Here is a 24,263-nt window from a genome sequence, read left to right as displayed (position 1 = left end):
CGCTGACTTTAATGAACCAATCTCCCAACGCTATGCTACAAATGCCCAATGCCATGAAAAAGAAAGTTGTGACGGCTTTAGCTGTGGTTGCATTAGGTCATGTCGGTGTGTTGTGGGCATTGGGGCAAATGCAAACTCCGACCTTAAAGCCCATAGAAAAAGAACCTTTAAAAGTACGCTTTGTAAAAATTCAAGAACAGCCTAAACCGTTGCCACCGCAACCTAAGGCTGAACCACAGCCTGAAAAACCCAAGCCTCAGCCTGTAAAAGAAGTGCCTGTGGTAGAAAAACCGTTGCCACCGCCACCGAAAAAAGTAGAAAAAGTACAGCAAGTTAAAAAAGCAGAAGCCCCTAAACCCGTGGCGAAGCCCGTAGAAAAACCAGTCGAACGTGTGGTGCAACCTGCACCTGTAGCAACGGTGACTGAAACTAAAGTGGTACAGCCTGCACCGAAACCGACAGTTGCACCTGTTGCGCCAGCACCTGCTCCTGTCGCACCTTCTGCTCCAAAAACAGTGTCGATTGGCGGCTCAGGCGTGCAATGGAGTCGTTCTCCAAAACCTTCTTATACTAATCGTGATTTACAGGGAGAAACCCGTAACGTGGTGGTTCGGATTGAAGCCAATGAAAAAGGCGTGATCACCGATGCTCAAATTACGCGTTCTAGTGGTGTACCTGCTTTAGATCAAAAGATTTTACGCGCAGTGCGTAGTGCAAAATTCAAACCGTACAAAGAAAATGGCGTGGCTTATCCAATTCGTGCTGAGCAGCCTTTTGAATTGACATTGAACCCTAACGGCTAACCTTCAACAGGAGTTCGAGTATGAACTTTTCCGTCTATTGGCAACACGCAGATGCAGTCAGCAAAACGCTGTATTTCGTGTTATTGGCGATGTCGATTGCGACATGGACCATCTTCGCATTACGTTTGATAGGCACGCGCCAATTGAAGCAACAAGCTTATGCTCAACTGTCACAGGCTTTAAATCAGCTTAAAGCAAAACTGGTGCCCTTAAATTTTGAGCAGCGTAAAGCGGTTGCTGAGCAAGCCTTATTGCGTCAAATTTCGGTAGAAAAAGCATCGGCAGAAAAAGGCGTATCGGTACTGGGTACAATTGCGTCATTAGCACCGTTTGTGGGTTTGTTTGGTACAGTTTGGGGTATTTTCCATGCACTCGTTGCGGTTGGAAAAAGCGGTCAGGCGGGATTGGCTCAAGTGGCAACGCCTGTTGGTGAAGCGTTGATTATGACGGGCTTCGGTTTGGCGGTGGCGATTCCTGCCGTGATTGCTTACAACATTTGTTCGCGTGTGAACCGTACCTTATCTACAAATTTGCAAGATCATGCACATAGTTTGTTGATTGACACCATGTTGCAACAAGATTCTTCTGTTCAAAGAACTGAAGTGAATGCAACACAACAAAGTTTAGTGGGAGGTCAGGTTTAATGGCTTTTCAATTGGGTGAAGACAACGATTCAGGCATGAATGAGATGAACCTTATTCCCCTGATCGACATTATGTTGGTATTGATGATCATCTTTTTGGTGACAGCGACCGTTGCCAACCCATCTATACCATTAACCTTACCGCAAACCAGCGCAGAAATTGTTGATTTACCGCCTGAGCAAATTCAGGTCAGTATCAATGCCAATGGTGAAGTGGCGTGGGATGATCAAATCATTAGTTTAGATGAGTTGCAAACCCGCTTTAATGATGCTAGTCAGCAAGCTCAACAGCCAACCGTGGTGTTAAGAGCAGATAAAGATGCGCGTTATGATACTGTGGCGCAAGTGATGTCACGTGCGAGTGAAGCCGGACTCAGTGATATTGCTTTCGCAACAGATGATTAAGTTAATCCTTAAAAATTAGCGATCTATTTAGGTCGCTTTTTTTATGCAAAGTCGCGCATAATGCCAAAACTCCTCAAGTACTCAATGATGTTGAATATCCAAAAGATTTAGGTTGAGTCCGCTGCTTACTTTAAAGTCTATTTTTTATCTCAGATCAGGTTCAGCCATGAGTTCACGCCAAGCACTTGATGCAAAAGCCAGCAGTATGATGCTAATTTTGTGTGTTTTTTGGGGTCTGCAACAAGTGGTGCTAAAAGTTGCTGCGGCAGATATTTCACCCTTGATGCAATTGGCACTGCGTTCAGGCTTGTCTGCTGTGATGGTGTTGCCTTTGTTATTGCTTGCAAGAAATACACAATGGGCTTCGACTGAATATCTGCCTGCAGGCATATTGGTGGGTATTTTATTTGCCGCAGAATTTTTTATGTTAGGGCAGGCGATTCAATATACTTCTGCGTCGCATGTGGTGGTTTTACTATATACCGCGCCTATTTTTGTGGCTTTAGCGTTGCATTGGAAACTACCTGCAGAGCGTTTATCTCGCTTGCAATGGGGCGGGATTCTGTTGTCTTTTGCTGGCATAGCGGTGACTTTTTTATGGCGTGATACTGTGCAACAAGAGAGCCACCAAAACTTCAGCCAGATGCTTTTTGGCGATTTACTTGCGCTGAGTGCAGGCATACTTTGGGCAGCCACAACTGTTGCGGTACGTCTAAGTCGTTTATCGGAAGCCCCTGCAACACAAACTTTGTTTTACCAATTGATGGGTGGTTTTTTGATTTTACTGCCGATGGCATGGTGGATGGGACAGGCTGAAATTTATTGGACAGCCTTAGCCATAGGCAGTTTGATTTTTCATGCGGTATTGATTTCGTTTATTAGCTATCTCGCTTGGTTTTGGTTGCTGAAACAATATTTAGCATCCAGTTTAGGCGTGTTTTCATTTTTAACGCCATTATTTGGCGTATTGTTTGGTGTATGGTTGTTGAATGAAAGCTTGAGCCAAAGTTTTATGATTGGGGCTGTTTTGGTCATGCTGGGGGTGTTGATGGTGAATGCTCAATGTTGGTTTAAACATAAAACCCAAGTACTAAAAAGAAAATAAGTATTTGCAGCTTTTCCATGAACTTGAGCAAGACTCAACATCAGCAATGTTGTCATGTAAAAATCATCTTCAAATAACCTAGTAGCTCAATACGGGTTTAAATTTGAAGATGGGTGATATTTAAAATCTAGCGAGCGCGTACAAGATTATTTTTCTTCAAAAATCTTAGAGAGCGGAATCGACAATTTGGCAGCCAAATAGTCATCGGTTTCACTGAGTACGGGGCCAAGTTTTTGCATCCATTCATCATCAGGATAGACATTGGCCAAGTCCTGACGACGTGGCAATGAATACGGTAGCTGTGAATAAAAACTCCAAAAATCTACCTGAGATAAATTGCGCACCAAAACAAATTCATCATTTTCAGTACGTTTAATTAAATTTTGTTGTTCTAGCATCAGCACATAAGACGGCCAGCGCCCAATTTCATTACGTCCCAATACATCTAAGGCTTCAGCTTCAGTGACACTTTCTCCGCGCATTTGTTTTTTGTAAAACAATTCCAGTAAGTCCAATAGCATGAGCAGCGGATGGCATTTTTTTTCGCGACTGGCTTCAAAAGCGGTCAAGGCATAACTAATTTCAACACCTAACAGCACAATATTCCAAGACAGGAAAATCCACAGTAAGAAAATAGGTACGGCAGCAAAAGCACCATAAATAATTTCATAACTGGTGAAGTTGGACATAATAAAACCAAACAGGTTTTTCAAAAATTCAAATACAACAGCACTGAAAACCCCCGCAATTAATGCGGCTTTAATAGGTACACTGCGGTTGGGAATGGTCCAATTCAGAATAAAAAAACCTAAAATGGTTAGGGCAAATGAAATCAGCCATAAAATAAATGCGCCATTGAGTTCATAACCTGCAAAGTTATTACTCAGCACATTCATAGATGCCAAAGTTGAGGAAATGACAAAAGCACTGCCCAGTAAAATAGGGCCTAATGAGATAATGGTCCAGTAACGCATAAAACCCATAATGCCGCCACGGGTTTCCTTAACCCGCCAAATTCGGTTAAACACAGTTTCAATACTGGTCAGCATCATCACCGTGGTCACGAATAAAAACAAAATCCCGATGACGGTTAAGTTGCTAGATTTGTCGGTAAAGGCATTTAAGGCTTTATCAAAGGCGATGGTGGTTTTAGGTAAAAAGTTGCTGTAAATCAGTTGTTGTAATTGTTGCCGTGCAGGTTCGAGTGCCTTAATGGATGAGATGATCACCAAAAATACGGTGAGCATAGGTACAACGGCAAACAGGGTAGTGTAGGTTAAAGAGCCTGCTTGTTCACGGCAGCGATCTGCTTCAAAGCGACGCAGCACAAATAAGACAAATTGAAACCATTGTTTGTCATAAAAAGGCAGTTTCTTTAAATACTCAACGATCATACAGTGGCTGTCTCAACTTTTTTAATCATCTTTATCTGTTTTCATGGTTAAGCTTAACCAAAAAAGCAGCAAAATACCGTATAGTTTTCATTTTTAGTCTGATTTCTTAGCATGATGCAAGCATATATTCTGGTTTTGTACTTTAGTAAATATGGTTCTACCAAAGAAATGGCACATTTAATTGCCAACGGGGTAGAGGCTAGTGGCATGCCCGTTAAAATTAGAACTGTGCCAAATATCTCGACCGTGGTGCAACAAGCCGAGCCAAGTATTCCTGCCGAAGGTGATATTTATTGTACTTTGGATGACTTGGCCAATTGTGCAGGTTTGGCTTTAGGTTCACCTACACGTTTTGGCAATATGGCATCTGAAATGAAATATTTCTGGGATCAAACCACTAGTCTGTGGCTGAATGGCGCATTGCACAATAAACCTGCCTGCGTTTTTACCTCATCGGGTTCGATGCATGGTGGACAGGAAAGTACCTTATTGACCATGTTGCCGCCATTGTTTCACCACGGAATGATGATTATGGGATTGCATAATGCGCATCCTGCTTTATCAAATACCAAAACGGGCGGTACGCCGTATGGTGCAACGCATGTGAGCGGCCCGCGCCACGATCAGGCTTTGAGTCAGGATGAAAAAATCCTTTGTGAAGCGCAAGGACAACGCCTAGGTGAAATGGTAAAAAAATTACAGGGCATGTGAGATTCTTTCTTTAATTAAGATGAAGCGTAAAATGTGGATATCGTTTTACGCTTTTATCTTTTGTACTTGAATTCGATTGGCTTATGTAGCATTGAGCGTGCTAAAAAATAAGTTCACTTTTCACCTAAAATCACCATTTGCAGTGATATTCAGTTTTTCTCTTTTCACGTCTAATAACCGCTTTAAAAGCAGAGTTTTCTGTCACGGTTCACGCAGCATATTTTTTGCTGCTATTGCGTTATGTGCCAGTCATTTAGAATGACTAAATTTCCTGTCCCATGCCTTATATCAGCTAAAAAACCTTGCGAGATATATCTCTCATGCCGCAAACATAGACGAATTGTCAACAGACCCTAATGTATTGAGCACAATGGACTGCTGTAAAAATGAGAGATTGAGGAAAAGTGAAAATGAATAAGTGGATGCTGATTGGGTTAAGTCTATTGAGTTTAGGATATTCATTGTCGAGTGTTGCAGCGACTGAAATTGTGCATAGTCTGAGCTTTCCAGAAGAACAACATATTGAAAAACAACCTGCGGAAGCACAGTATTTAGCGGCACAAAAGCCTGTGATGACTTCTGCAAGCAGTACTGCAAAATAAAAAAAGATGTAATCAAAAAAGTGCTGCCATGTGCAGCACTTTTTTTGAAATTGATTTAGGGCTATTTAGAGCTGCTTGGCTGTTTCAACTTTTTCTTTAAAGCGGTGTTTGCACTTGAGGCATTGAAAATCTAGAAAAATATTCTGATCGACAATTACACCTGCTTTTTTACCAAAGCGATGCCCAAGAAAACCGCCTGTGATTCCCACACTAATTGCTCCGACAAACGTGCCAATCGTTCCGCCCATAATTACGCCCAATGGTCCTGCGGCAGTACCGATTGCCGCACCAATAGAAGCTCCTGAAGCTGCGCCGCCTACTGTACCTGCTGCCGTTCCTGCAGAGCCTAATAACACGCCACCAATTTTTTGTAAGTTTTGTTCATGGTTGCGTTTTTCAACTTGAGTTGAACCACATTTCGGACAGACTATACTGTGGTCCATCAACGGATTGTCTTGTGTCATGACTGTAAATTGCCTTATGCTCATGCCGCATGCATCAATGCACGCAGACGATCTAAAAAAGTGCTGTCTAGAGCTGCAATCAGAAAAACTAGACTGCTGAATCACTGTTATTTCAAGTGCAGAATGGCGTAGCGCGGCTATTTTGTAAATAAAATATATGTAAATGAGTTGTTTAAGTTTAAAAAAAGCATAAAAAAGAGCGCCTCAGCACTCTTTGATCACAGGACAAAATGATGAAACAACATCAGTTTTCATCGACCTTAATCGCGTACAAATTCAACTGTACCGTTTGCCAAAGACTTTACCCGTGCCAATGATTCAACACGATAGCCTTTTTCAAGCAATAATTCACGACCCGGTTGGAATGATTTTTCAATCACAATCCCAATACCCACGACTTCTGCATTCGCTTGATGGATTAAATCTGCCAAACCAAGTGCAGCTTGACCATTTGCCAAAAAGTCATCAATCACCAAGACTTTGTCGCTCGCGCTGATATGTTTGTTTGAAATGGCAATCGTGCTTTCAGTTTGCTTGGTAAATGAAAATACTTTAGAGCGGTATAAATCATCTTTTAAGGTTAAAGATTGATATTTACGTGCAAAAATTACAGGTACGCCAAGCTCTAAACCTGCCATCACAGCTGGTGCAATGCCAGAAGCTTCGATGGTAATAATTTTGGTGATGCCTGCATCTTTAAACAAACGCGCAAATTCTTGACCAATTTGCTGCATCATCACAGGGTCAATTTGATGGTTTAAGAAAGAGTCGACTTTTAGAACCGCTTCAGATAGAACGATACCTTCGGCTAAAATTTTCTGTTCTAGTGCATGCACGGGAGAATCCTCAAGAGCAGGTGCTTTTCAAAGCAAAAGCGTATTTTAAAAAGCACCTGAAAAAATGCAAGAACAATTTACCAAATGGTGAATAACTGCCAAGCTTTGCTCAGTAGTTATATTCTAAATTAGTTGGTCGGGCCTTTATAGCCTGTGAGTAATAATCCATAAGACTTGTCTTTGTCTTGGTGGGTAACTTTGACAGGCAAGTAGTCAAGTTTTGGTGCCAACCAGAAAATCGTATCACGGTTTGGTTTGTTGTGTTTCAGCACCACTTTAATGGTATCAAAAGTACCATAACTGGTTTTGATTTTTTCTGAACCTTGCTTAATAAAGCGACGTGATTCCACCTCTTTATTATCGGCAATATAGTAGCTCGATTTTAAACCGCCACTTTTTAAGTCTTCACGGATTTGCAGTTCCGCATTCAACTCATCCAACACGCCCGCTTTCCACGCAAAAGAACGGGTGTCGCTGTCCTTTTTGGTGTTAATGGTTTTCGCCGAAGGATTGAAGTTAATACTCATGGTGTTGTTATGCACCAAAATCTTACTGCTGCGGCTAAAGCTAGATGAGCCAATTTTGCCATTATTAAAACTAAAACGGCTAGTTTCTGTAGCAGAGGCAATCACGCCTGCTTTGGCAGCAAACACATAACTCCATTGGTTACCTGTTTGGCTTAAAGTACGTGTTGCAGAACCTAAGTTTTTACCATTGTAGTTAAATTGATAACTGGCTTGGAAAGGACTCATGGCAAATGTTTGGCTAGAGAAACCAGCCAAAAACAGTGCTGTAGACACACCGGCTGCCATACCCATTTTTTTCAATACATGATTTGCCATTGCTGAGATATTTCCTCTGTATGTAGGGAGATGCAATTTGCTTGCTTGTTGCCATTATACGCGTTGAATATGAAGAGAAAATTAGGAATTATGCGGCTTGTGTAGTTTTCCTGTATGTATTCTCTTCTAAAGTTTCAGCTTAGCTTTATTTTTGTTTCAGCGGTGTGACTTGCGTATCTGCAAGAGATTCTTCCACATCTTCTAGTCTTTCTTCAGACATTTTGCGGAACAACGCCGTTAAATTGACGTTGCCAGTGAGCACCAATTCCGCTTCACGTAATACCGCATGATTCACATGAACTTTGCTGAGTGTGTCAATGATAGAGCGGCTTTTGCCCAACCAGCGATTTAAATCTAAATGCAGCAAATCATCTTTGACTTTAATGACTTTGAGTTTTTCTAAAATCATGCCTAAAGGGTCATCATTGCGTATTTTTTGATAGTAAAATAAAGCGCACTTCACAGCGATTTTATGCAAAAAACTTGGATAACTTGCTTCAATCACCTGTGTGTCACTAATTTGTTCAAACACAATCAGCTGAGTATCTTTATTCAATTCCATCTGTACTAATTTTAAATCGACAGACAGAGTGATGTTCAAGCCGTTGTAATCTAGGGTTGCATAAAGACGTAACCAGTCGTCGTGTAAGTCTGCGTGCAGATCTTGCAACATTTTCACATTATCGGTCACAAAGCGCTGAAAAGTCGCATTTAAGAAGACCTGAGATAATGGAAATTCACGTTCATCCTCAATAAATCCTTCCGCTTTTTGGTACACTTGACGGATACGTTGAGAGATATTGGTGATCAGGGTTTGCATACGGCCGTCCAAGTCGTTCATTCATTCTTTACAGATACAAATATTTTGTCGAATTGTATTAAAAATACAGGCATAGAAGCTTGCAGTTTAGCAAAATAAGTTGCACCATTTTTAAGATTTTAAGGCTCAGTAGTCAGCTTTTTGATGAACTTCGCAGTTTTGCAGAAAAGCAAAAACTGAGCAAAGTAATATGCTCTTTAGTTTATACCGCATTTGGCGGCTTGGGGAATCAGACGTTTTGTCGGATTAATGTGATGCTAAAAAAAATTCAATTGATGCCTTCTACGCAAGATTGGTGGAAAGATCCTATTTTTGCTGCAGCGTTGCTGGTGGCTGCTGTATTGCACGCATTAATTTTGGCCGTGCAGTTTGCTGCACCGCAACAAAGCGATGCTGCGGTCAAAGAGATTGCGGTATCGGTACGCATGAGCGATGCAAAAGTTGAAGATGCAGATTTCTTAGCCCAAGCCGATCAGCAAGGTTCAGGTACGTTCCGTGAAGAACATCGCATGTCGAGTGATATGCCTGCACCCATGACTGAACAAAGTGCAGGGGAGCAGCAATTGGAAAGTTTAGAGCGTATGCAGCAACAGCGTGAATTAAACTTTGAAGAAAAAGTATTGATGACCACGCTCAGTTGGCAAAAACAGGCTGCAGAAAATCAGCGCAAAAAAGCCATGCAGGAGTTGAATAGCCAATTCCAAGCTAAGGCTGCCATGGTCGCCAGTATTGAAGCGCAATATTTACAACGCCAACAAAATTTTAGCCGTCAGCAAAAAATTAAAACCATCGATGGGATTCAGGCCAAGCAAGACAACACCGCTGGTTATATGGAAAAATTCCGTCAAAAAGTCGAATTTTATGGTAACCGTTATTATCCAGAACAAGCCAAAGCACAGAATTTGGCAGGCGAAGTACGTTTAATGGTGATTTTGAACAACAATGGTGGGATTCGTGCCATTCGTTTAATTGAAAGTTCAGGACATGCCATGCTAGATGAAGCAGCCAAAGCTTCGGTGCGTAAAGCCGCACCTTTTGGTGCATTTGATGCCAAAATGAAAGATATTTCTGAATTGCGGATTGTACGGACGTGGCGTTTTGACCCTGCTGAAGCTGAGTTTGAGGTGCGCTAGTTTTTCCCTCTCTCTGGCTCTCTCCCAAAGGGAGAGAGGACTTTGTGGACAAGTAACAAGAATCTACTCTCTGCTTTACGCAGCAATGTTCTTCTGGTATTTAGCAATCATGGGACTCTAATGAATGTTCTCCCTCCCATTGGGAGGGAGTAGTTTTAAACAAAAAAGCGAGCCTTAGCCCGCTATTTTTATGATTTTCTAAAACTTAAAATTCAATCTCTTTCCATGTATGGATTATCCAAACCCAACTTGGCAAGAATCTCAACTTCTAAAGCTTCCATTTCTTCGGCATCCTCATCTGAGGTTTCATGATCATAGCCCATAAGGTGCAGCGTGCCATGTACTAGCATGTGAGTGAAATGCGCTAATGGTGTTTTGGCTTGTTCTGCAGCTTCCTGTAAAACCACAGGAATACAAATTACCAAATCCCCAATAGGGAAGCTCGGCAAAACTTGTGCCATTTCATCGGGTAAATCGCTTGGGAAAGACAAGACGTTGGTAGATTTGTCTTTTTTGCGATATTCCAGATTGAGCTTGTGACTTTCGGCATGATCGACACAGGCAATTCCAATTTCACAATCACTTTGGGTGTCTATATGTCTTAAAGTGGTTTCGACTACTTTTTTCAGATAGGCACGTTTTAACACCAGCTCAGGCGCTTGAATGTCCTGTTGCAGGCTGAGACTTAATTTCAAAATGAATCCTTAATACTTCAGTAGGTTGCAGAGCGCACAGCGATTAGTGCTGTGCATCTGCTGCGGCATCATTTTCCGTAATTAATGCTTCCTGGCGCGCTTTACGTTCTGCACGCGCTTCGGCACTTAAACGCTGTTGCTCACTGTCCCAGCCTTCATAGGCTTCAACAATTTTCTGAACCAGCTGGTGACGCACGACATCACGAGAATGGAAACGAGTAATATGAATTTCAGGGATTTTATCAATCACACGTAAGGCATGTGCCAGACCAGACTGCTGACCACGTGGTAAATCCACCTGAGTCACATCACCGGTAATCACTGCACGTGAACCAAACCCTAAACGGGTCAGGAACATCTTCATCTGTTCAGGCGTGGTGTTCTGGGCTTCATCCAAAATCACAAAAGAGTGGTTGAGGGTACGACCACGCATATACGCCAGTGGTGCAACTTCAATCACTTGACGTTCAATCAGCTTAGCAACTTTTTCAAAGCCGAGCATTTCATACAGGGCATCATAAAGGGGACGCAAATACGGGTCAATTTTCTGGGTTAAATCACCCGGTAAGAAGCCCAGTTTTTCACCCGCTTCAACCGCAGGGCGCACCAATAGAATCCGCTGGATTTCATTGCGTTCCAACATATCTACGGCAGCGGCAACAGCCAAATAGGTTTTACCCGTACCTGCAGGGCCAATACCAAATGAAATATCACTTTGCAAAATACGTTGCACATAACGCTTTTGGTTGGCACCGCGTGGATTAATGCGCCCTTTGCGGGTTTGCAACCAAACAGCATCCAATCCAGTATGCTCTTGCCCATCATCCGATTGTAATTCACGGTCAGTCTGACTGCCCTGAATCATCATGTGGAGCGTGTCTGCACTAATTTGTGCAGAGCTTTCCGCTTCTTCATGCAGGCGTTGCAAGAGCGTTTCGGCTCGTTCAACTGCATCAATTTCCCCATCTATAAAAAAGGCGTCACCACGATGAGAAATTTGGACGTCTAGACGTTGTTCGATTTGTTTCAAATGTCCGTTATAAGCACCGAGCATGCTTTTTAGACGTTCCATTGAAATGCCAGGAAAAGTTACTGTACGTCGAATCGCTGCAGTCAAGAGAATTCCTTAATCTGTTATTGGACTTTAGCTCCTACATTACGCCACGTCAGGCTCAAGATTCAAGAGTTCACCGTAAACTAAATTCAAAGTTTTAATCTCGGTAATCTCAATCTCCGCAAAGCGTCCGACCCAAGCAGGGTCACCAATAAATGTTACTAAACGTGTATTGTCGGCCGTACCCACTAAAATGTTCGGGTCTTTGTCGGAAACATTTTCAATTAGGACACGTTGTACCGTCCCAAGCATGGCATCGGTCTTATCAATACTAGATTGTTTGATCCATTGCTGAACTTTGACCAAACGCTCTTTTTTAACATCTTCAGGGGTGGTGTCTTCGAGTTCCGATGCAGGTGTTCCCGGACGTTTTGAGTAGATAAAACTATAAGAATGGTCAAAATCCATATCTTGAATAAACTGATAAGTTTCTTCAAAGTTTTGATCGGTTTCACCCGGGAAGCCAATAATAAAGTCGCTAGATAAGTGCATGTCTGGGCGTACTTTACGTAACTTGGCAATCTTGTCGATATACACATCAATGGTGTGGTTACGTTTCATGGCTTGTAACACATCATTCGAACCACTTTGCACAGGCAAGTGTAAATGCGACACCATTTGCGGTAAATCACGGTAGCATTGAATCAAATCATCATTAAATTCAAGCGGGTGTGATGTGGTGTAGCGAATTCGTCCAATGCCAGGTACTTCGGCAACCAAACGCAGTAAATCGGAAAAAGTACAAATTTTACCGTCAAAAGTTTCACCGCGATAGCCATTTACGTTTTGACCGAGCAAGCTAATTTCACGCACGCCTTTTTCGGCCAAAGTCGCAATTTCAGCTAAGACATCATCTAAAGGACGTGAAACTTCTTCACCGCGCGTGTAAGGCACTACGCAGAAAGAACAGTATTTTGAACAGCCTTCCATAATCGACACAAAAGCTTTAAACCCTTCAACACGCGGTTCAGGTAAAAAGTCGAATTTTTCGATGTCTGGGAAAGAAATATCCACCAGTTTGATTTTTTCTTTCTTTGGTTTTTCAACTTGATCGTGGTGCTGATCAAGCATTTGTGGCAAACGGTGCAAGGTTTGTGGGCCAAAAATCATATCCACATACGGTGCGCGTTTTTGAATGTTGTCGCCTTCTTGAGAAGCCACGCAACCGCCTACACCAATGACCAAATCAGGATTTTTTTCTTTAAGCTTGCGCCAACGTCCTAATTCAGAAAATACTTTTTCTTGGGCTTTTTCACGAATTGAACAGGTGTTCATGAGCAAAATATCGGCATCGGCAGGGTTGCTGGTCAGCACATAGCCGTGCGAGTCGCCCAAAAGGTCTGCCATACGGTGACTGTCATACTCATTCATCTGACACCCTTGCGTTTCGATATACAGTTTTTTAACTGAACCGTCGGCTGGGGTGTGCTGTGGCTGGGTAACAGTGTTTTCTGAGGCAGCTTGGGCACCATTGGGGATGAAGGTTTGAACCGTCATGTAGGCTCCTAAGAGATAGTTCACTAAATCGTTTAAAAAAATAAACGTCATTAGACAAAAGAAAGGCGCATATTTTAGCAGGAATTCACGCTAAACTGACAGCCTTAAATCAGCACAACAGCTGATTGAAATATGAAGAAATTTGTTTGAACATGAGTTCTAAGATTAATAGTGTCTAATCAGAAGGTTACATAACAGAACACAACTGCGGTTCTAGACTAATTAAACTAAACCTAAAGATGAGATGCGGACCTCGAGGCGGAAGTAAATGACCGAAAGCAAGCGAATGCTGCAAATGATGAAACAAAATAATAATTTAGCTAAAAAGCTTGCTTTGAGCCTTGTTTCGTTTGCAGTCATGGCAAGTACGCATGCGGCAAATGAACAGTTCAATGATGCGTTACGTGCCGCCAATTCAGGTGATGTCGATTTATTGCAGCAGTATCAATATGCCATGCAAAATGATGTTTTGGGCTACTATCCTGAATACTGGGCATTGAACACCAATTTGGGCATGCAACCTGCCAGTGCAATTGTTCAGTTTGCACAGCGCCATCCACAATCAGCGATGGCAGAAAAACTCGCAGCCGATTACATCGAAGAAAAAGTGAAACAGGCCGATTTTAGCAGTGCACAACCTGTGCTTGCCTATGTGAGTAATGCTGATCAGGCCGAAAGCTGTGCCATGGCACAAGTTCGTACCCGTTCGGGTGATCCTTTGGTGGTCGCGGAATTTAAAGATGTTTGGTTGACCACGAACTCACAACCTGAATCTTGTACAGGTCTAGGTCGAATGATGCTCTCTAGTCCAATTATGACTCAGCAAGACAAGCAGCAGCGTTTGTGGGGACAACTGCGTGCAGGGCAGTCCGGGCAAGCTTTGGCGACTGCGCAAAGTTTAGGTATGAATCTGAGTTTGGCACAACTGAACAGTATTCAGGCCAATCCACTGAATTATTTATGGTCGGCCCCAAAAGCCAGCAATGAAGATCACGCTTATTTAATTTATGCCATAGGTCGTTTGGCTGACAGTGATCTGGATTCGGCCTTGTCTTCACTAAAACGGAGCGCAGAGGGTACACCCGATGCCGTACAAAAATCGTTGCACCGTGCAGTAGGCTATATTGGTGGCACCACGGTGATGAAAAATAATTTCAACCGTGAAGTGTTAAGCGCCTTAGATGCCAGTTATGGCTTGCCATTTAGCCCCGAAGAAGCAGAAATCTATGCCCGACAGGCCATCCGCTTTGGTGCATGGGAAAGTGTGATTCGTGCAGTAGACAGCATGAGTGTGACTCAGAAACAAGAAGACCGTTGGCAATACTGGTTGGCTCGTGCCTCAGAACAACGTGGTGATGCAGCATCGAAACGCAGCGCGCAAAATATTTATAAACAGTTGGCACAGGGCGATGATTATCACAACTTATTAGCAAAAGATCGTCTTGGGCAGCGTTACAATGCCATTCCAGTAAATAGCCAGCCGACAACCAATGATTTACAGCGTTTAAATCAGGATATTCACTTTAACCGTGCCTTTGCCTTGCGTGAAATTAATGCACCTGCCAATTATATCAACCGTGAATGGAACTGGGCGGTACGTCAGGCGTATTTAAGACAGGATGATGGTTTGATTTTAGCAGCGGCTAAGCGTGCGACCGATATGGGTTGGTATGATCGTGCCATTTATGCAGCAGATCGTACTGTGAATAAGCACAACTATAGTTACCGTTATGCTATGCCACATCGTAATTATGTGGTGAGCCACAGTCAAAATGCAGGTATCGATCCTGCTTGGGCTTATGGACTGATGCGTCAGGAAAGCCGTTTTAATACCACTGCGCGTTCGCATGTCGGCGCAGGTGGGCTCATGCAAATCATGCCCGATACAGCGCGTCTGGTTGCACGACAAATGGGTGAAACTTATAATCCTGCCGCGTTAAGTGATATGAATACCAATATTCGTTATGGCACATTTTATTTGTCGACCATTCACAGACAATTAAGCAATAGTCCAGTACTCGCTACAGCGGGTTATAACGCAGGCCCGAACCGTGCACGCCGTTGGCAGCCCGAGTTTCAGCAAATTGCGGCAGACCAATATACTGAAAGCATTCCTTTGTTGGAAACACGTGACTATGTCAAGCATGTCATGACCAATGCCACGCACTATGGTGTGCTGTTGGGGCAGGGTGGACAATCAATGAGTAGCCGTATGCAACATATTCCATCTCGGAATACACCTTAGGAAAATGTTACAAGTGATACAGTTAGATGATCATGCGTGTTGATATATAGATGCGTGAGTCATTGGGTGTATAAGAATTTAGGGGGCTGAAGCATTGAAAATGTGGATGAGTACAGTTTTACAGCCAATTCAAGTTACATTGCTCGGTTTGAGTGGTACAGCTTTGGTTTTGTGTACGCAAAATACATTTTCTGCCCCCGTGCAAGGCTATGTGATGTCCGTGCAAATGACGCCCGCCGTGTGTTTAATCGATTCGAGCAAAAGCAAAAAGCGTAAATGTTTAGAAGGCTACTCACTGAATATTGAAGGCTTATATCCTGAAGTTGCTGCGCGTGAGTGCAGCACTCAGTCATCGGCAAAGTTACCGCCGCTACAAGCGAAGGTAGTGGCGCGAGTCATGCCTGATGAAGCTGCACGGATACAATTGTGGCAAGGTATTGGCGGCTGTGTGCCCATGAATGCCAGTCAGTATTTTCGCATGATTATTAATAATGCAGATCGGATGAACGTGCCTTCGGTATTGACAGGCCAAGACACGCAGACGGTGCAATTGTCACAACTACGGAGTTTGTTTCTCAAGTCCAATTCAGGTATGTCATCAAAAAGCGTGCATTTTCAGTGCTCTAACCATCAAGGTAAAAGTTATTTAACTGAAATCAAAATTTGTTATAACACCGCAGGACGCTATAAGCAGTGCGGTGCAGCGATTGAATCAAATTGCCCGAATCAGTTTGTCATTAAAGGTTCTTACTAGTTTGCTAGGTGACTGTAATTTCTGAATTTTAAGCTTTTTGAGAAATTTTATTCATATTTTCTATCAGACTTTTGTGGAATTTGATGCGCTTTTGCATGCATCCGCTGAATGATTGGAGTACAATCTTTCGCGTTTATGATTATTAAGATTAGATAGAACAGCTATTTAATCGCATTGACTATCCTCTCAATTGGAGATAATTACATGAAGCAACCTGTTCGCGTTGCCGTTACTGGCGCTGCTGGTCAAATTGGTTACAGCCTATTATTCCGTATCGCTAGCGGTGAAATGTTGGGTAAAGACCAACCAGTTATCCTTCAATTATTAGAAGTTCCTTTTGAGAAAGCTCAAGCTGCGCTTAAAGGCGTAATGATGGAACTTGACGACTGTGCTTTCCCATTATTGGCTGGCATGATCGGTACTGATGATCCTAAAGTGGCATTTAAAGATGCTGACTACGCGTTATTGGTTGGTTCTCGTCCACGTGGTCCTGGTATGGAGCGTGCTGACCTTCTTAAAGTAAACGGTGAAATCTTTATTGGTCAAGGTCAAGCACTTAACGAAGTTGCTAGCCGTGATGTTAAAGTTCTAGTTGTTGGTAACCCAGCGAACACGAATGCTTACATCGCAATGAAATCTGCTCCAGATCTTCCAGCGAAAAACTTCACAGCAATGTTACGTCTTGACCACAACCGCGCGTTAACTCAACTTGCTCAAAAAGCTGGCGTTGCTGTTTCTGACATCAAAACAATGACAGTTTGGGGTAACCACTCTCCAACAATGTATGCTGATTACCGTTTTGCAACTGCAAATGGAGAAAGCTTAAAAGACAAAATCAACGATGCTGAATGGAACAAAGACGTATTCCTTCCTACAGTTGGTAAGCGTGGCGCTGCGATCATCGAAGCACGTGGTTTATCTTCTGCTGCATCTGCTGCAAACGCTGCAATTGACCACATGCGTGATTGGGCGCTTGGCACAAACGGCGAATGGGTAACTATGGGTATTCCTTCTGACGGTTCTTACGGTATTCCTGAAGGCGTAATGTTCGGTTTCCCTGTAACTTGCGAAAATGGCGAATACAAAATCGTTCAAGGTCTTGAAATCGACGAGTTCAGCCGTGAGCGTATCAACTTCACGTTAAACGAACTTGAAGAAGAACGCGCAGCAATTGCTGACATGATTAAATAATTTAATCTGCTAGATTAAGTTAAAACTCCTTCGGGAGTGATGCCAGTCAACCTAAAAGTTGACTGGCATTTTTTTGCGCTTGATTTTATCTTTGCAATTAAAAGCCTATCATCAGCTAAGCTCATATTGCTTATCAAATATCAGAATGGATAAGCGACTATAAAATAGGTCGATTGACCTGCACGGTAGGGGAAATTGCTTAGAATACGCGGGTTTCCTTTTTCAAATCTTCTCTCTGTCATGTCAGTTATTGTTGCAAGTGCCCATAGATCGAATGTTTCGGTTTGGGTGGCTTTTATCTTACTTGTTGTCGGTACTATCGGCGCCTATCAAATCGTGGGTCTAAATCAAGCACTGTTATTTTTAATTGGTGGTGCTTTGGGGATGACGTTGTATCACGCCTCTTTTGGTTTTACTTCTAGCTGGCGTGTGTTTATTAAAGAACGTCGTGGTCGTGGTTTGCGGGCTCAAATGATTATGCTGGGCTTGGCGGTGTTGTTGTTCTTTCCTGCTTTAGGTGCAGGTGAGTTGTTTGGCAATCCCGTCAAGGGCAATGTCAATCCTGTGTCGATGTCGGTCATGATTGGTGCTTTTATTTTTGGTATTGGCATGCAGTTGGGGGGTGGCTGTGCATCGGGTACGCTATACACGGTAGGCGGTGGCAGTGCGCGTATGTTGGTTACGCTATTTTTCTTCTGCTTAGGTTCACTGATTGCCACTTCGCATTTAGATTGGTGGTTTAATCTGCCGCATTTGGCGCCAATCTCGATTGTCGAAAGTTTTGGGGTGATTCCTGCTCTTATTCTAAGCTTTGTTATTTTTGCTGTGATTGCTGCCGCAACCGTGTTTTTTGAAAAGAAACGTCATGGCAGTTTAGAAGTCGAGCCGCAAAGTCAGTACCATGGTTGGAAGCGTTTCCTCAAAGGTCCTTGGCCGTTAATTTGGGGTGGGCTTATTTTAACGCTGCTGAATTTTGCTACCTTGGTATTGGCTGGTCGTCCGTGGGGCGTGACTTCTGCGCTTGCAGTTTGGGCTGCAAAAGTTGCTGTTTTTGCGGGTGTAGATGTAAGCGCTTGGGATTATTGGCAGCAGTCAGGCAATGCTAAAGCATTGGCAAATTCATTGTGGCATGACATCACCTCTATGATGAATTTTGGCATTATGTTGGGTGCATTGCTTGCTGCAAGTTTGGCTGGAAAATTTGCCCCGAACTTTAATATTCCACGCCGTTCACTGGTTGCGGCTGTTATAGGTGGCTTATTACTTGGTTATGGTGCACGTTTGGCCTACGGTTGTAACATTGGCGCATACTTTAGCGGAATTGCTTCGGGCAGTGTGCATGGTTGGTTATGGCTAGTATTTGCATTTATGGGGAATGCCATTGGTGTGAAATTGCGCCCAATCTTCTTTCCAAATGAAAAGCCACAGCCTGAAAAACTAACAGGTTGCTAACTTTTAATTTAAGTAGATGAAAGCCAGTCGGTTTACATTGACTGGCTTTTTTGTTGCCTGTCATCGTGTTAAGAATATTGAGTGGGATGCTTTAGGTATATCGCATCGTACAAAAAATAACATGCTGCAACTCGGCTGCTGCTGAATTGTGGCTCAAAGCAGGTTAAGGTCATTAAAAGTACAAGACGAATCAAAGGAGGATGCCATGTTTGACCAACAACCGACTTTAGAACTGTTATTTCAACAATTGGGTCTGGATGCAGACGATGCAGCAATTGATCAATTTATTCGTGAGCATCAATTACCTGCAGAAACCAAATTACACTGTGCTGAGTTTTGGACGGAAGGGCAGCGCCAATTTTTGCAAAGTCACTGGAAAAAAGATGATGATTGGGCCATTGTGATTGAAACCTTAAATGAGCAATTGCATAGTGATCAACACCCGAGTGTTTAATCGGTATTTAAGTTAAATCAAATACTTTTCATCTAAAAAGAGCCAGTAAACTGCGTGCTCACAAAAAGATACAACAAACCCAGTCGGAAGACTGGGTTTTTTATACAAAGTGTTATAAGTTGGTTGAATAAGGAATTACAACGAAACTAATAAAAGGGGGCAAGGTGCTCATGCAAAATACTCCATCATTAGCCATGTTATTCAGCCAACTCGGTTTAGCCAGCAGCCCTGCAGCCATTGAACTGTATGTACGTACGCATCAATTACCTGCACATATTAATTTACATGAAGCGCCGTTTTGGAATAAATCACAACGTGAATTTTTAATCAGTCATTTGGTACAAGACGATGATTGGGCCATTTGGATTGATGAACTCAATCAACAATTGCATTTAGATGCTTATCGTTTACAAGCTGTTTAGGTTTAAGTCATCGTCATATTTAATATGTTTTCATTAAAAACGCCTCAGAACGAGGCGTTTTTTTAATGCATTCTGCTTTTGAGAATTTGTTTAAACCAGACTTCGGTTTGATAGGCGTTAAAGGCAGGGTGAATTTGTAAGAGTTCCAAATCAAATTCGGCAGTTTTACTGTACTTGCCTAACCAGTGGCGACACAGTGCACTTTCATTTTTACTGGCGCTGGCATAAGCCAAGAAAAAGAAAATATCTCCATGTGCATAATGAGTCATGGCTTTTAAAATTTGTTGGGTAATTAAGGCGTATTTTGCATCGCGGGTCAGCTCAAAATACATCATATAGGCTTTGGCCAAATGCAAAGACAAATTGATATATAACGTCACTGGCATTTCTTCAAATTCAATCCGACCTTGTTCCAACAGCACAATGGCTTCTTGCAAAAAGTAAATCTGTTCTTGGCGTAACTCGCTCAAACTCACCAATTGTAAGCGTAAATCGGCACGTTCTAATGCCAATTCAGGCGTATTGCCTTGTAAAAAAAGTTGGTCGGTTTCACCAATACGTTGAATAAGTTGTTGAGTCGAATGGCGCATTGGTGAATTCCTTGTTGCAATATGGGCTATACATCGGGGCAGATTTGAGCTTTTAAAGCCAAAGCACTGGAAAAACTGCAAGCATTTCTAGCAAATTTACCAAAGCGCATTGCCACTGCGTAACCACGCTGTGATAGACAAGCGTTGTTGCTTGGCAGGCAAAACCTCATGCAATAAATCACTTTGAAAAATGGCTAAACGGTTCGGTGATGGTTCAATAATATGCCATTGGTCGTGTTTATCTTGCAGGCGGAGCTGACCACCCCAGTCAGGCTGCCATTCACTGTGCAAATAATAAACGGCAGAAATCACCCGATCATTTTTCTGTTGAGGGTTGTCACGGTGCAAGGCGTAAAAGGACCCAGTTTGATAACTGGCAAAATGTGCTTCGACTTCACGAATACCCAAATAAAATGCCTGATTGAATTGCTCGGCTAAGGCTAAAAGCGTTTGGGTATGTTGATGGGCTGTGCTTAAGTTTTCATGAATCCATAAAATATGATCGCTACGAATATTGCTGACCACACCATTTTGAATGGCGGCTTCACGAAACTGATCTAAATTTTGACTACACTCTAGCAGCAATTGTTGTTGATATTCGGGTGAATAAGCATCATCAATTATTGCAAAACCATGTTGATCCAAATCTTCAAGAATTCGATCAACATTCCAGGACTTTGGGAGAAGTGTAGCGTCCATATAAAATACTCAGAAAAAGATGAAATTGAGAGTTGGTTATTTTAGAGGAATACAAGCTCCTGAATGAAACTTTTTTTCATGCTAAAATAGCGGTTGATTTTAGGAATGAACCAAACATGAATTATCGTCACCATTTCCATGCAGGCAACTTTGCCGATGTCATGAAGCACGTCTTATTGCTGCAAATTCTGACGCGTTTAAATGCCAAAGATAAACCTTATCGTTATGTCGATACACATGGCGGTGCGGGTAAATATGACTTATCTTTAGCACCTGCACAAAAATCGGGCGAATTTTTAAATGGTATTCATCGTTTAGTGAAACTAGATGATTCAATCAAACGTCAGGCACCAGAAGGCGTACAGCAGTATTTAAAACTGGTTGAAGCAATGCGTGAAACGGATGGGCAAGGTGCATATCCTGGTTCGCCATGGTTTGCTTTACAAGGTATGCGTGACATCGACAAAGCAACTATTTTTGAAATGCAGCGCGATGTATTCCAGCAATTGCGTCATAACATTCGTGACAAACGCGCAGGTTTACATGAGCGTGATGCTTACGAAGGTTTATTGGGCGTCATTCCACCAAAAGAAAAACGCGGTTTGGTGATGATTGATCCACCGTATGAATTGGAACGTAAAGATTTCCCTCAGTTGGTTGAATTATTGGCAGCTGCACATAAAAAATGGCCAACAGGCGTATTTGCGGTGTGGTATCCAATTAAAGACCGCGCCATGATTGAACGTTTTGAAAAGAAAATGTTTAAAACAGGTATTCGCCGTCAACTCATTTGTGAAATTTGTGTGTGGCCTGACGATACTCCTGTGGGCTTAAACGGTTGTGGTTTATTGGTGATTAATCCACCATGGAAATTCTCTGAAGATGCAGATGAAGCCCTGCAATGGTTGTTCCCGCACTTGCGTATGCAAGAACATGGTGGACATGCTGCAGTGCGTTGGTTAGTTGGCGAATAAAAAATTTAAATAGACGTTCAGGTTACAGTTAGGACACAAAATAATGACAAACACATCCAAACCCGAAGGAGAATATAGTTCCCGTGATCTTGAGCATGACGGAATTACATTTGAAGTGGTGGAAGAAGAACATACCCGTGAAGGGCAAAAGGTGAAACGTCGTGGTATCTATCTGTGGCCAAACCTGATTACCACGGCAGCCTTGCTGTCGGGTTTTTACTCCATTATTGCCAGTATGAATGGCGAATTTAGCCAAGCGATTTATGCCATTTTTCTAGCAGCATTGTTTGATGGTTTAGATGGTCGTGTGGCACGTGCGATTGGTGCGCAAAGTCCATTTGGCGAACAGTTTGATTCATTATCCGATATGCTCGCCTTTGGTGTTGCACCTGCGATTTTGATGTATAGCTGGAGTTTGCATGATTTAGGTCGTATCGGCTTGGCGGCTTGCTTTGTTTATACGGCTTGTGCCGCATTCCGTTTGGCGCGTTTTAATGTGCAAATTGGTGTGGTCGATAAACGCTACTTTATTGGTGTTGCAAGTCCTTTGGCTGCGCTGATTATCGTGTCGCTGGTTTGGGTAGGACGGGATTTTCCTGAACTGTATGATATTCGTGAAATTGGTCTACAAATCCTCAATGCTGTGATTATTATTGCAGTAGGATTGTTGATGATTTCCAATATTAAATATTATTCATTTAAAACCTTTGATCGTAAGCGTGTGCCGTTTTTTGTATTGCCAATCGCAGTATTTATCCTTGCAGCCATGACTTATAATATTCCTGTTGGAATTTTAGTGATTTCAATTATTTATGCACTTTCAGGTTTTGTGACCACTTTTATGGCAAGAAAAAATGCAGTGAGTTAATTAAGCTTTCATAAAAGCATCAACTCACAAGGAGTTTGATATGCAGCTGTTTCAAGATTTTCTCGATCGTTCCAAACAACTCAATCAAACTCCTGCGGCAACCGCCAAACTGCCTTATCACGCCCCAAAACATCATTATAAATTTATCTATCAGGGCTTAATTCTTCCTAATTTGCCTGCACCCTTACATTATCTCAACTTTATTGGTTTATTGGGCAGCCTAAATACCGCAATGCTGCGCCCTGAAAATGTGATTACAACCTCAGCTTTAGACACAGCCAGTATTCTTTGTAGTAGCAGCCCACACATGGTGGGGCAGTCCAATCATTATTCAATACAACATGATTGCGTATTTACTGCAGAGTATTTTCAGTTTGCCAATAAAGAGCGCATTACTGGACACTTTCCGCAATTTCATATTCAACGTGAAGATAGCGAACTTAGCTTTGATTTAAAGATCACCACAAGCTCTACAATTTCATATTTCACTAAATTGCGAATGAATTTGGCAGAACATTGGTCTTTGCTGTGTCAGTGTCAGGGAAGTGTACGCTATAAAGATCAGCATTTTCAGATTGAGCAATTGGGTAGTTTTGAGTTTGCCCGCTCAATCCAGTTTCCTTATTTCGCTGTGGCATTTTTTTGCTATCAAGTGATTAATCTGAATCATCAGCAACAAATGATATTGCTACAAAGTCGTGATGTGTTGAATCGAATTTTGCAATCTCGAATCTATCTGCGAAATGCGAACACGGAGCAAACTCGGGTATTTGATGGGCAAGTACAATTTAATATTCAACGGGTTTATCCAAAAGTAAAAACGCCAACAGGTCAGTGTATGTATTTGCCACGTGAGTTTGAATGGCGTTATCAAGATGAAGATGGCACCTCAATTCATTTACAGGCGCAGAGTCGTGGTGATTTTAAATTTGGGGCTGCAGCAGGTTATGTCGGAAGTTTTCAATATCAGTTGGCTATAAATGGAGATCAACAACAAGGAGAAGGAGGCTATTGTGAATATATCGACTGCCGCGCACTGAAATGGCAGGAACATGATCAGCCAGAAAAAATGCCAGATGTAGTTATGAATCCTGAACCTTTTATGATCAAGAAAAAGAAATAAACAGTATTTTGTGGAAAAGTGAAGTATTTTGCTGAATAATTAACCGTTTGGATTAAAAAACTGATAAAACTTAAAAAGAGGGGTTGCAAGGCGAAATATTTCACCTATAATGCACATCCATCGGCGGTGATGAAGATTAAAACTTCTGGTAAAACAATGACTTGATTGAAATCGACTGGGTTGGGTTTTAGAAAGAAAGTTTAAAATAATTTAAATTACCAGTTGACACTTTAGAAATAAAGCGTAATATAGCCGACCTAGCTTGATGCTGACGAAGCATTGAGAAGATCATTAAGAGATTATGAAGAACAACTTGTGTGGATTTTTACTGATTGATTGATCGAAGATATTTCATTGATTGATTGGTTTAAATTACTCGAAGTTTATTTGAGCGAAATTTAAGTCAGAAAATTGATGAGCCAGATTT

Annotated in this window: 26 protein-coding genes; 16 read left to right on the top strand and 10 right to left on the bottom strand. The window is 42.2% G+C overall.

What is annotated here, in order from left to right:
- Positions 1-11: 11 nt before the first annotated feature.
- From E0H79_RS04960 to E0H79_RS04945, 4 genes are all read left to right on the top strand, one after another.
- A complete protein-coding gene (locus E0H79_RS04960; protein ID WP_104853035.1) occupies positions 12-803 on the top strand; it encodes an energy transducer TonB family protein in 792 nt (263 codons plus the stop codon).
- A 20-nt stretch (positions 804-823) separates the two neighbouring features.
- On the top strand, positions 824-1,447 hold the full coding sequence (locus E0H79_RS04955; protein WP_096901723.1) for a MotA/TolQ/ExbB proton channel family protein: 624 nt from the start codon (positions 824-826) through the stop codon (positions 1,445-1,447).
- Complete coding sequence (locus E0H79_RS04950; protein ID WP_004976158.1) at positions 1,447-1,851, top strand: ExbD/TolR family protein; 405 nt, start codon at positions 1,447-1,449, stop codon at positions 1,849-1,851. The genes E0H79_RS04955 and E0H79_RS04950 overlap by 1 nt, the downstream gene beginning before the upstream one ends.
- A gap of 166 nt (positions 1,852-2,017) precedes the next feature.
- Positions 2,018-2,956 (top strand): DMT family transporter, encoded by a 939-nt coding sequence (locus tag E0H79_RS04945; RefSeq protein ID WP_131261036.1) that lies wholly within the window; start codon positions 2,018-2,020, stop codon positions 2,954-2,956.
- A 146-nt stretch (positions 2,957-3,102) separates the two neighbouring features.
- On the opposite strand, the gene E0H79_RS04940 is transcribed toward E0H79_RS04945, so the two are convergent.
- Positions 3,103-4,350, bottom strand: coding sequence for a YihY family inner membrane protein (locus E0H79_RS04940; protein WP_131261034.1), 1,248 nt, complete (start codon positions 4,348-4,350; stop codon positions 3,103-3,105).
- 114 nt (positions 4,351-4,464) lie between these two features.
- Between E0H79_RS04940 and wrbA the strand changes: the two genes are divergently transcribed.
- Both wrbA and E0H79_RS04930 read left to right on the top strand, forming a co-directional pair.
- Positions 4,465-5,061 (top strand): NAD(P)H:quinone oxidoreductase, encoded by a 597-nt coding sequence (gene wrbA, locus E0H79_RS04935; protein WP_026438329.1) that lies wholly within the window; start codon positions 4,465-4,467, stop codon positions 5,059-5,061.
- A 410-nt stretch (positions 5,062-5,471) separates the two neighbouring features.
- A complete protein-coding gene (locus E0H79_RS04930; RefSeq protein ID WP_131261032.1) occupies positions 5,472-5,663 on the top strand; it encodes a hypothetical protein in 192 nt (63 codons plus the stop codon).
- 65 nt (positions 5,664-5,728) lie between these two features.
- Here E0H79_RS04930 and E0H79_RS04925 read toward each other — a convergent pair whose 3' ends face one another.
- From E0H79_RS04925 to E0H79_RS04910, 4 genes are all read right to left on the bottom strand, one after another.
- Entirely contained in the window at positions 5,729-6,127 is a 399-nt protein-coding gene (locus E0H79_RS04925) for a hypothetical protein (protein ID WP_131261030.1), read from the bottom strand.
- Positions 6,128-6,387: 260 nt separating this feature from the next.
- Positions 6,388-6,963, bottom strand: coding sequence for a xanthine phosphoribosyltransferase (locus tag E0H79_RS04920; protein ID WP_004976172.1), 576 nt, complete (start codon positions 6,961-6,963; stop codon positions 6,388-6,390).
- A gap of 128 nt (positions 6,964-7,091) precedes the next feature.
- Entirely contained in the window at positions 7,092-7,805 is a 714-nt protein-coding gene (locus E0H79_RS04915; protein ID WP_004976176.1) for a DUF3108 domain-containing protein, read from the bottom strand.
- 145 nt (positions 7,806-7,950) lie between these two features.
- Positions 7,951-8,625 carry a hypothetical protein gene (locus E0H79_RS04910; RefSeq protein WP_004976182.1) on the bottom strand — a complete coding sequence of 225 codons (675 nt, stop codon included), beginning with the start codon at positions 8,623-8,625 and terminating at the stop codon, positions 7,951-7,953.
- Between the two features lie 275 nt (positions 8,626-8,900).
- On the opposite strand from E0H79_RS04910, the gene E0H79_RS04905 reads away from it, so the two are divergent.
- Positions 8,901-9,758 (top strand): energy transducer TonB, encoded by an 858-nt coding sequence (locus tag E0H79_RS04905; RefSeq protein WP_171062604.1) that lies wholly within the window; start codon positions 8,901-8,903, stop codon positions 9,756-9,758.
- A 212-nt stretch (positions 9,759-9,970) separates the two neighbouring features.
- Here E0H79_RS04905 and ybeY read toward each other — a convergent pair whose 3' ends face one another.
- Genes ybeY through miaB form a run of 3 tightly spaced genes read right to left on the bottom strand, consistent with a single transcriptional unit; the run spans position 9,971 to position 13,064 of the window.
- Complete coding sequence (gene ybeY / locus E0H79_RS04900; RefSeq protein WP_004976192.1) at positions 9,971-10,453, bottom strand: rRNA maturation RNase YbeY; 483 nt, start codon at positions 10,451-10,453, stop codon at positions 9,971-9,973.
- A gap of 43 nt (positions 10,454-10,496) precedes the next feature.
- Complete coding sequence (locus E0H79_RS04895; RefSeq protein ID WP_131261028.1) at positions 10,497-11,570, bottom strand: PhoH family protein; 1,074 nt, start codon at positions 11,568-11,570, stop codon at positions 10,497-10,499.
- A 39-nt stretch (positions 11,571-11,609) separates the two neighbouring features.
- Complete coding sequence (gene miaB, locus E0H79_RS04890) at positions 11,610-13,064, bottom strand: tRNA (N6-isopentenyl adenosine(37)-C2)-methylthiotransferase MiaB (protein ID WP_131261026.1); 1,455 nt, start codon at positions 13,062-13,064, stop codon at positions 11,610-11,612.
- Between the two features lie 358 nt (positions 13,065-13,422).
- Here miaB and E0H79_RS04885 point away from each other — a divergent pair, with 358 nt between their 5' ends.
- The 6 genes from E0H79_RS04885 to E0H79_RS04860 all read left to right on the top strand — a co-directional run bounded on the left by E0H79_RS04885 (position 13,423) and on the right by E0H79_RS04860 (position 19,582).
- Positions 13,423-15,309 (top strand): lytic transglycosylase domain-containing protein, encoded by a 1,887-nt coding sequence (locus E0H79_RS04885; protein ID WP_171458208.1) that lies wholly within the window; start codon positions 13,423-13,425, stop codon positions 15,307-15,309.
- Between the two features lie 106 nt (positions 15,310-15,415).
- Positions 15,416-16,063, top strand: a complete 648-nt coding sequence (locus tag E0H79_RS04880) for a ribonuclease T2 family protein (RefSeq protein WP_131261023.1) — start codon at positions 15,416-15,418, stop codon at positions 16,061-16,063.
- Between the two features lie 204 nt (positions 16,064-16,267).
- Positions 16,268-17,254 (top strand): malate dehydrogenase, encoded by a 987-nt coding sequence (locus E0H79_RS04875; RefSeq protein WP_019836931.1) that lies wholly within the window; start codon positions 16,268-16,270, stop codon positions 17,252-17,254.
- 240 nt (positions 17,255-17,494) lie between these two features.
- Positions 17,495-18,706, top strand: coding sequence for a YeeE/YedE family protein (locus tag E0H79_RS04870; protein WP_131261021.1), 1,212 nt, complete (start codon positions 17,495-17,497; stop codon positions 18,704-18,706).
- Between the two features lie 205 nt (positions 18,707-18,911).
- Positions 18,912-19,160, top strand: coding sequence for a DUF2789 family protein (locus E0H79_RS04865; RefSeq protein WP_096901745.1), 249 nt, complete (start codon positions 18,912-18,914; stop codon positions 19,158-19,160).
- Between the two features lie 164 nt (positions 19,161-19,324).
- Positions 19,325-19,582 (top strand): DUF2789 family protein, encoded by a 258-nt coding sequence (locus E0H79_RS04860; protein WP_026438086.1) that lies wholly within the window; start codon positions 19,325-19,327, stop codon positions 19,580-19,582.
- A gap of 62 nt (positions 19,583-19,644) precedes the next feature.
- On the opposite strand, the gene E0H79_RS04855 is transcribed toward E0H79_RS04860, so the two are convergent.
- Positions 19,645-20,172 carry a hypothetical protein gene (locus E0H79_RS04855; protein ID WP_131261019.1) on the bottom strand — a complete coding sequence of 176 codons (528 nt, stop codon included), beginning with the start codon at positions 20,170-20,172 and terminating at the stop codon, positions 19,645-19,647.
- Positions 20,173-20,268: 96 nt separating this feature from the next.
- Complete coding sequence (locus tag E0H79_RS04850) at positions 20,269-20,871, bottom strand: 2OG-Fe(II) oxygenase (RefSeq protein WP_131261017.1); 603 nt, start codon at positions 20,869-20,871, stop codon at positions 20,269-20,271.
- Positions 20,872-20,987: 116 nt separating this feature from the next.
- Here E0H79_RS04850 and E0H79_RS04845 point away from each other — a divergent pair, with 116 nt between their 5' ends.
- The 3 genes from E0H79_RS04845 to E0H79_RS04835 are packed head-to-tail and all read left to right on the top strand — an operon-like array spanning position 20,988 to position 23,836.
- Positions 20,988-21,845, top strand: a complete 858-nt coding sequence (locus E0H79_RS04845; RefSeq protein WP_026438537.1) for a 23S rRNA (adenine(2030)-N(6))-methyltransferase RlmJ — start codon at positions 20,988-20,990, stop codon at positions 21,843-21,845.
- 43 nt (positions 21,846-21,888) lie between these two features.
- The gene (pssA, locus tag E0H79_RS04840; RefSeq protein ID WP_004976213.1) at positions 21,889-22,713 is read left to right on the top strand and encodes a CDP-diacylglycerol--serine O-phosphatidyltransferase; all 825 of its coding nucleotides are present in this window, start codon (positions 21,889-21,891) and stop codon (positions 22,711-22,713) included.
- A 40-nt stretch (positions 22,714-22,753) separates the two neighbouring features.
- Positions 22,754-23,836: a DUF6670 family protein gene (locus E0H79_RS04835; RefSeq protein WP_104853049.1), complete on the top strand. Its 1,083-nt coding sequence runs from the start codon at positions 22,754-22,756 to the stop codon at positions 23,834-23,836.
- Positions 23,837-24,263: the final 427 nt, after the last annotated feature.

The sequence above is a fragment of the Acinetobacter sp. ANC 5045 genome (genome assembly GCF_004331005.1).
In the GTDB taxonomy this organism is placed as follows: domain Bacteria; phylum Pseudomonadota; class Gammaproteobacteria; order Pseudomonadales; family Moraxellaceae; genus Acinetobacter; species Acinetobacter towneri.
Note: the sequence above shows the minus strand (reverse complement) of the source record. Positions and strands in the feature narration are given on the sequence as shown.

Coding starts and splice junctions, on each gene's coding strand:
- E0H79_RS04960 (WP_104853035.1), top strand. CDS start 12: ATGAACCAATCTCCCAACGCTATGCTACAAATGCCCAATGCCATGAAA.
- E0H79_RS04955 (WP_096901723.1), top strand. CDS start 824: ATGAACTTTTCCGTCTATTGGCAACACGCAGATGCAGTCAGCAAAACG.
- E0H79_RS04950 (WP_004976158.1), top strand. CDS start 1,447: ATGGCTTTTCAATTGGGTGAAGACAACGATTCAGGCATGAATGAGATG.
- E0H79_RS04945 (WP_131261036.1), top strand. CDS start 2,018: ATGAGTTCACGCCAAGCACTTGATGCAAAAGCCAGCAGTATGATGCTA.
- E0H79_RS04940 (WP_131261034.1), bottom strand. CDS start 4,350: ATGATCGTTGAGTATTTAAAGAAACTGCCTTTTTATGACAAACAATGG.
- wrbA (WP_026438329.1), top strand. CDS start 4,465: ATGCAAGCATATATTCTGGTTTTGTACTTTAGTAAATATGGTTCTACC.
- E0H79_RS04930 (WP_131261032.1), top strand. CDS start 5,472: ATGAATAAGTGGATGCTGATTGGGTTAAGTCTATTGAGTTTAGGATAT.
- E0H79_RS04925 (WP_131261030.1), bottom strand. CDS start 6,127: ATGACACAAGACAATCCGTTGATGGACCACAGTATAGTCTGTCCGAAA.
- E0H79_RS04915 (WP_004976176.1), bottom strand. CDS start 7,805: ATGGCAAATCATGTATTGAAAAAAATGGGTATGGCAGCCGGTGTGTCT.
- E0H79_RS04910 (WP_004976182.1), bottom strand. CDS start 8,625: ATGCAAACCCTGATCACCAATATCTCTCAACGTATCCGTCAAGTGTAC.
- E0H79_RS04905 (WP_171062604.1), top strand. CDS start 8,901: ATGCCTTCTACGCAAGATTGGTGGAAAGATCCTATTTTTGCTGCAGCG.
- miaB (WP_131261026.1), bottom strand. CDS start 13,064: ATGACGGTTCAAACCTTCATCCCCAATGGTGCCCAAGCTGCCTCAGAA.
- E0H79_RS04885 (WP_171458208.1), top strand. CDS start 13,423: ATGGCAAGTACGCATGCGGCAAATGAACAGTTCAATGATGCGTTACGT.
- E0H79_RS04880 (WP_131261023.1), top strand. CDS start 15,416: ATGAGTACAGTTTTACAGCCAATTCAAGTTACATTGCTCGGTTTGAGT.
- E0H79_RS04875 (WP_019836931.1), top strand. CDS start 16,268: ATGAAGCAACCTGTTCGCGTTGCCGTTACTGGCGCTGCTGGTCAAATT.
- E0H79_RS04870 (WP_131261021.1), top strand. CDS start 17,495: ATGTCAGTTATTGTTGCAAGTGCCCATAGATCGAATGTTTCGGTTTGG.
- E0H79_RS04865 (WP_096901745.1), top strand. CDS start 18,912: ATGTTTGACCAACAACCGACTTTAGAACTGTTATTTCAACAATTGGGT.
- E0H79_RS04855 (WP_131261019.1), bottom strand. CDS start 20,172: ATGCGCCATTCGACTCAACAACTTATTCAACGTATTGGTGAAACCGAC.
- E0H79_RS04850 (WP_131261017.1), bottom strand. CDS start 20,871: ATGGACGCTACACTTCTCCCAAAGTCCTGGAATGTTGATCGAATTCTT.
- E0H79_RS04845 (WP_026438537.1), top strand. CDS start 20,988: ATGAATTATCGTCACCATTTCCATGCAGGCAACTTTGCCGATGTCATG.
- pssA (WP_004976213.1), top strand. CDS start 21,889: ATGACAAACACATCCAAACCCGAAGGAGAATATAGTTCCCGTGATCTT.
- E0H79_RS04835 (WP_104853049.1), top strand. CDS start 22,754: ATGCAGCTGTTTCAAGATTTTCTCGATCGTTCCAAACAACTCAATCAA.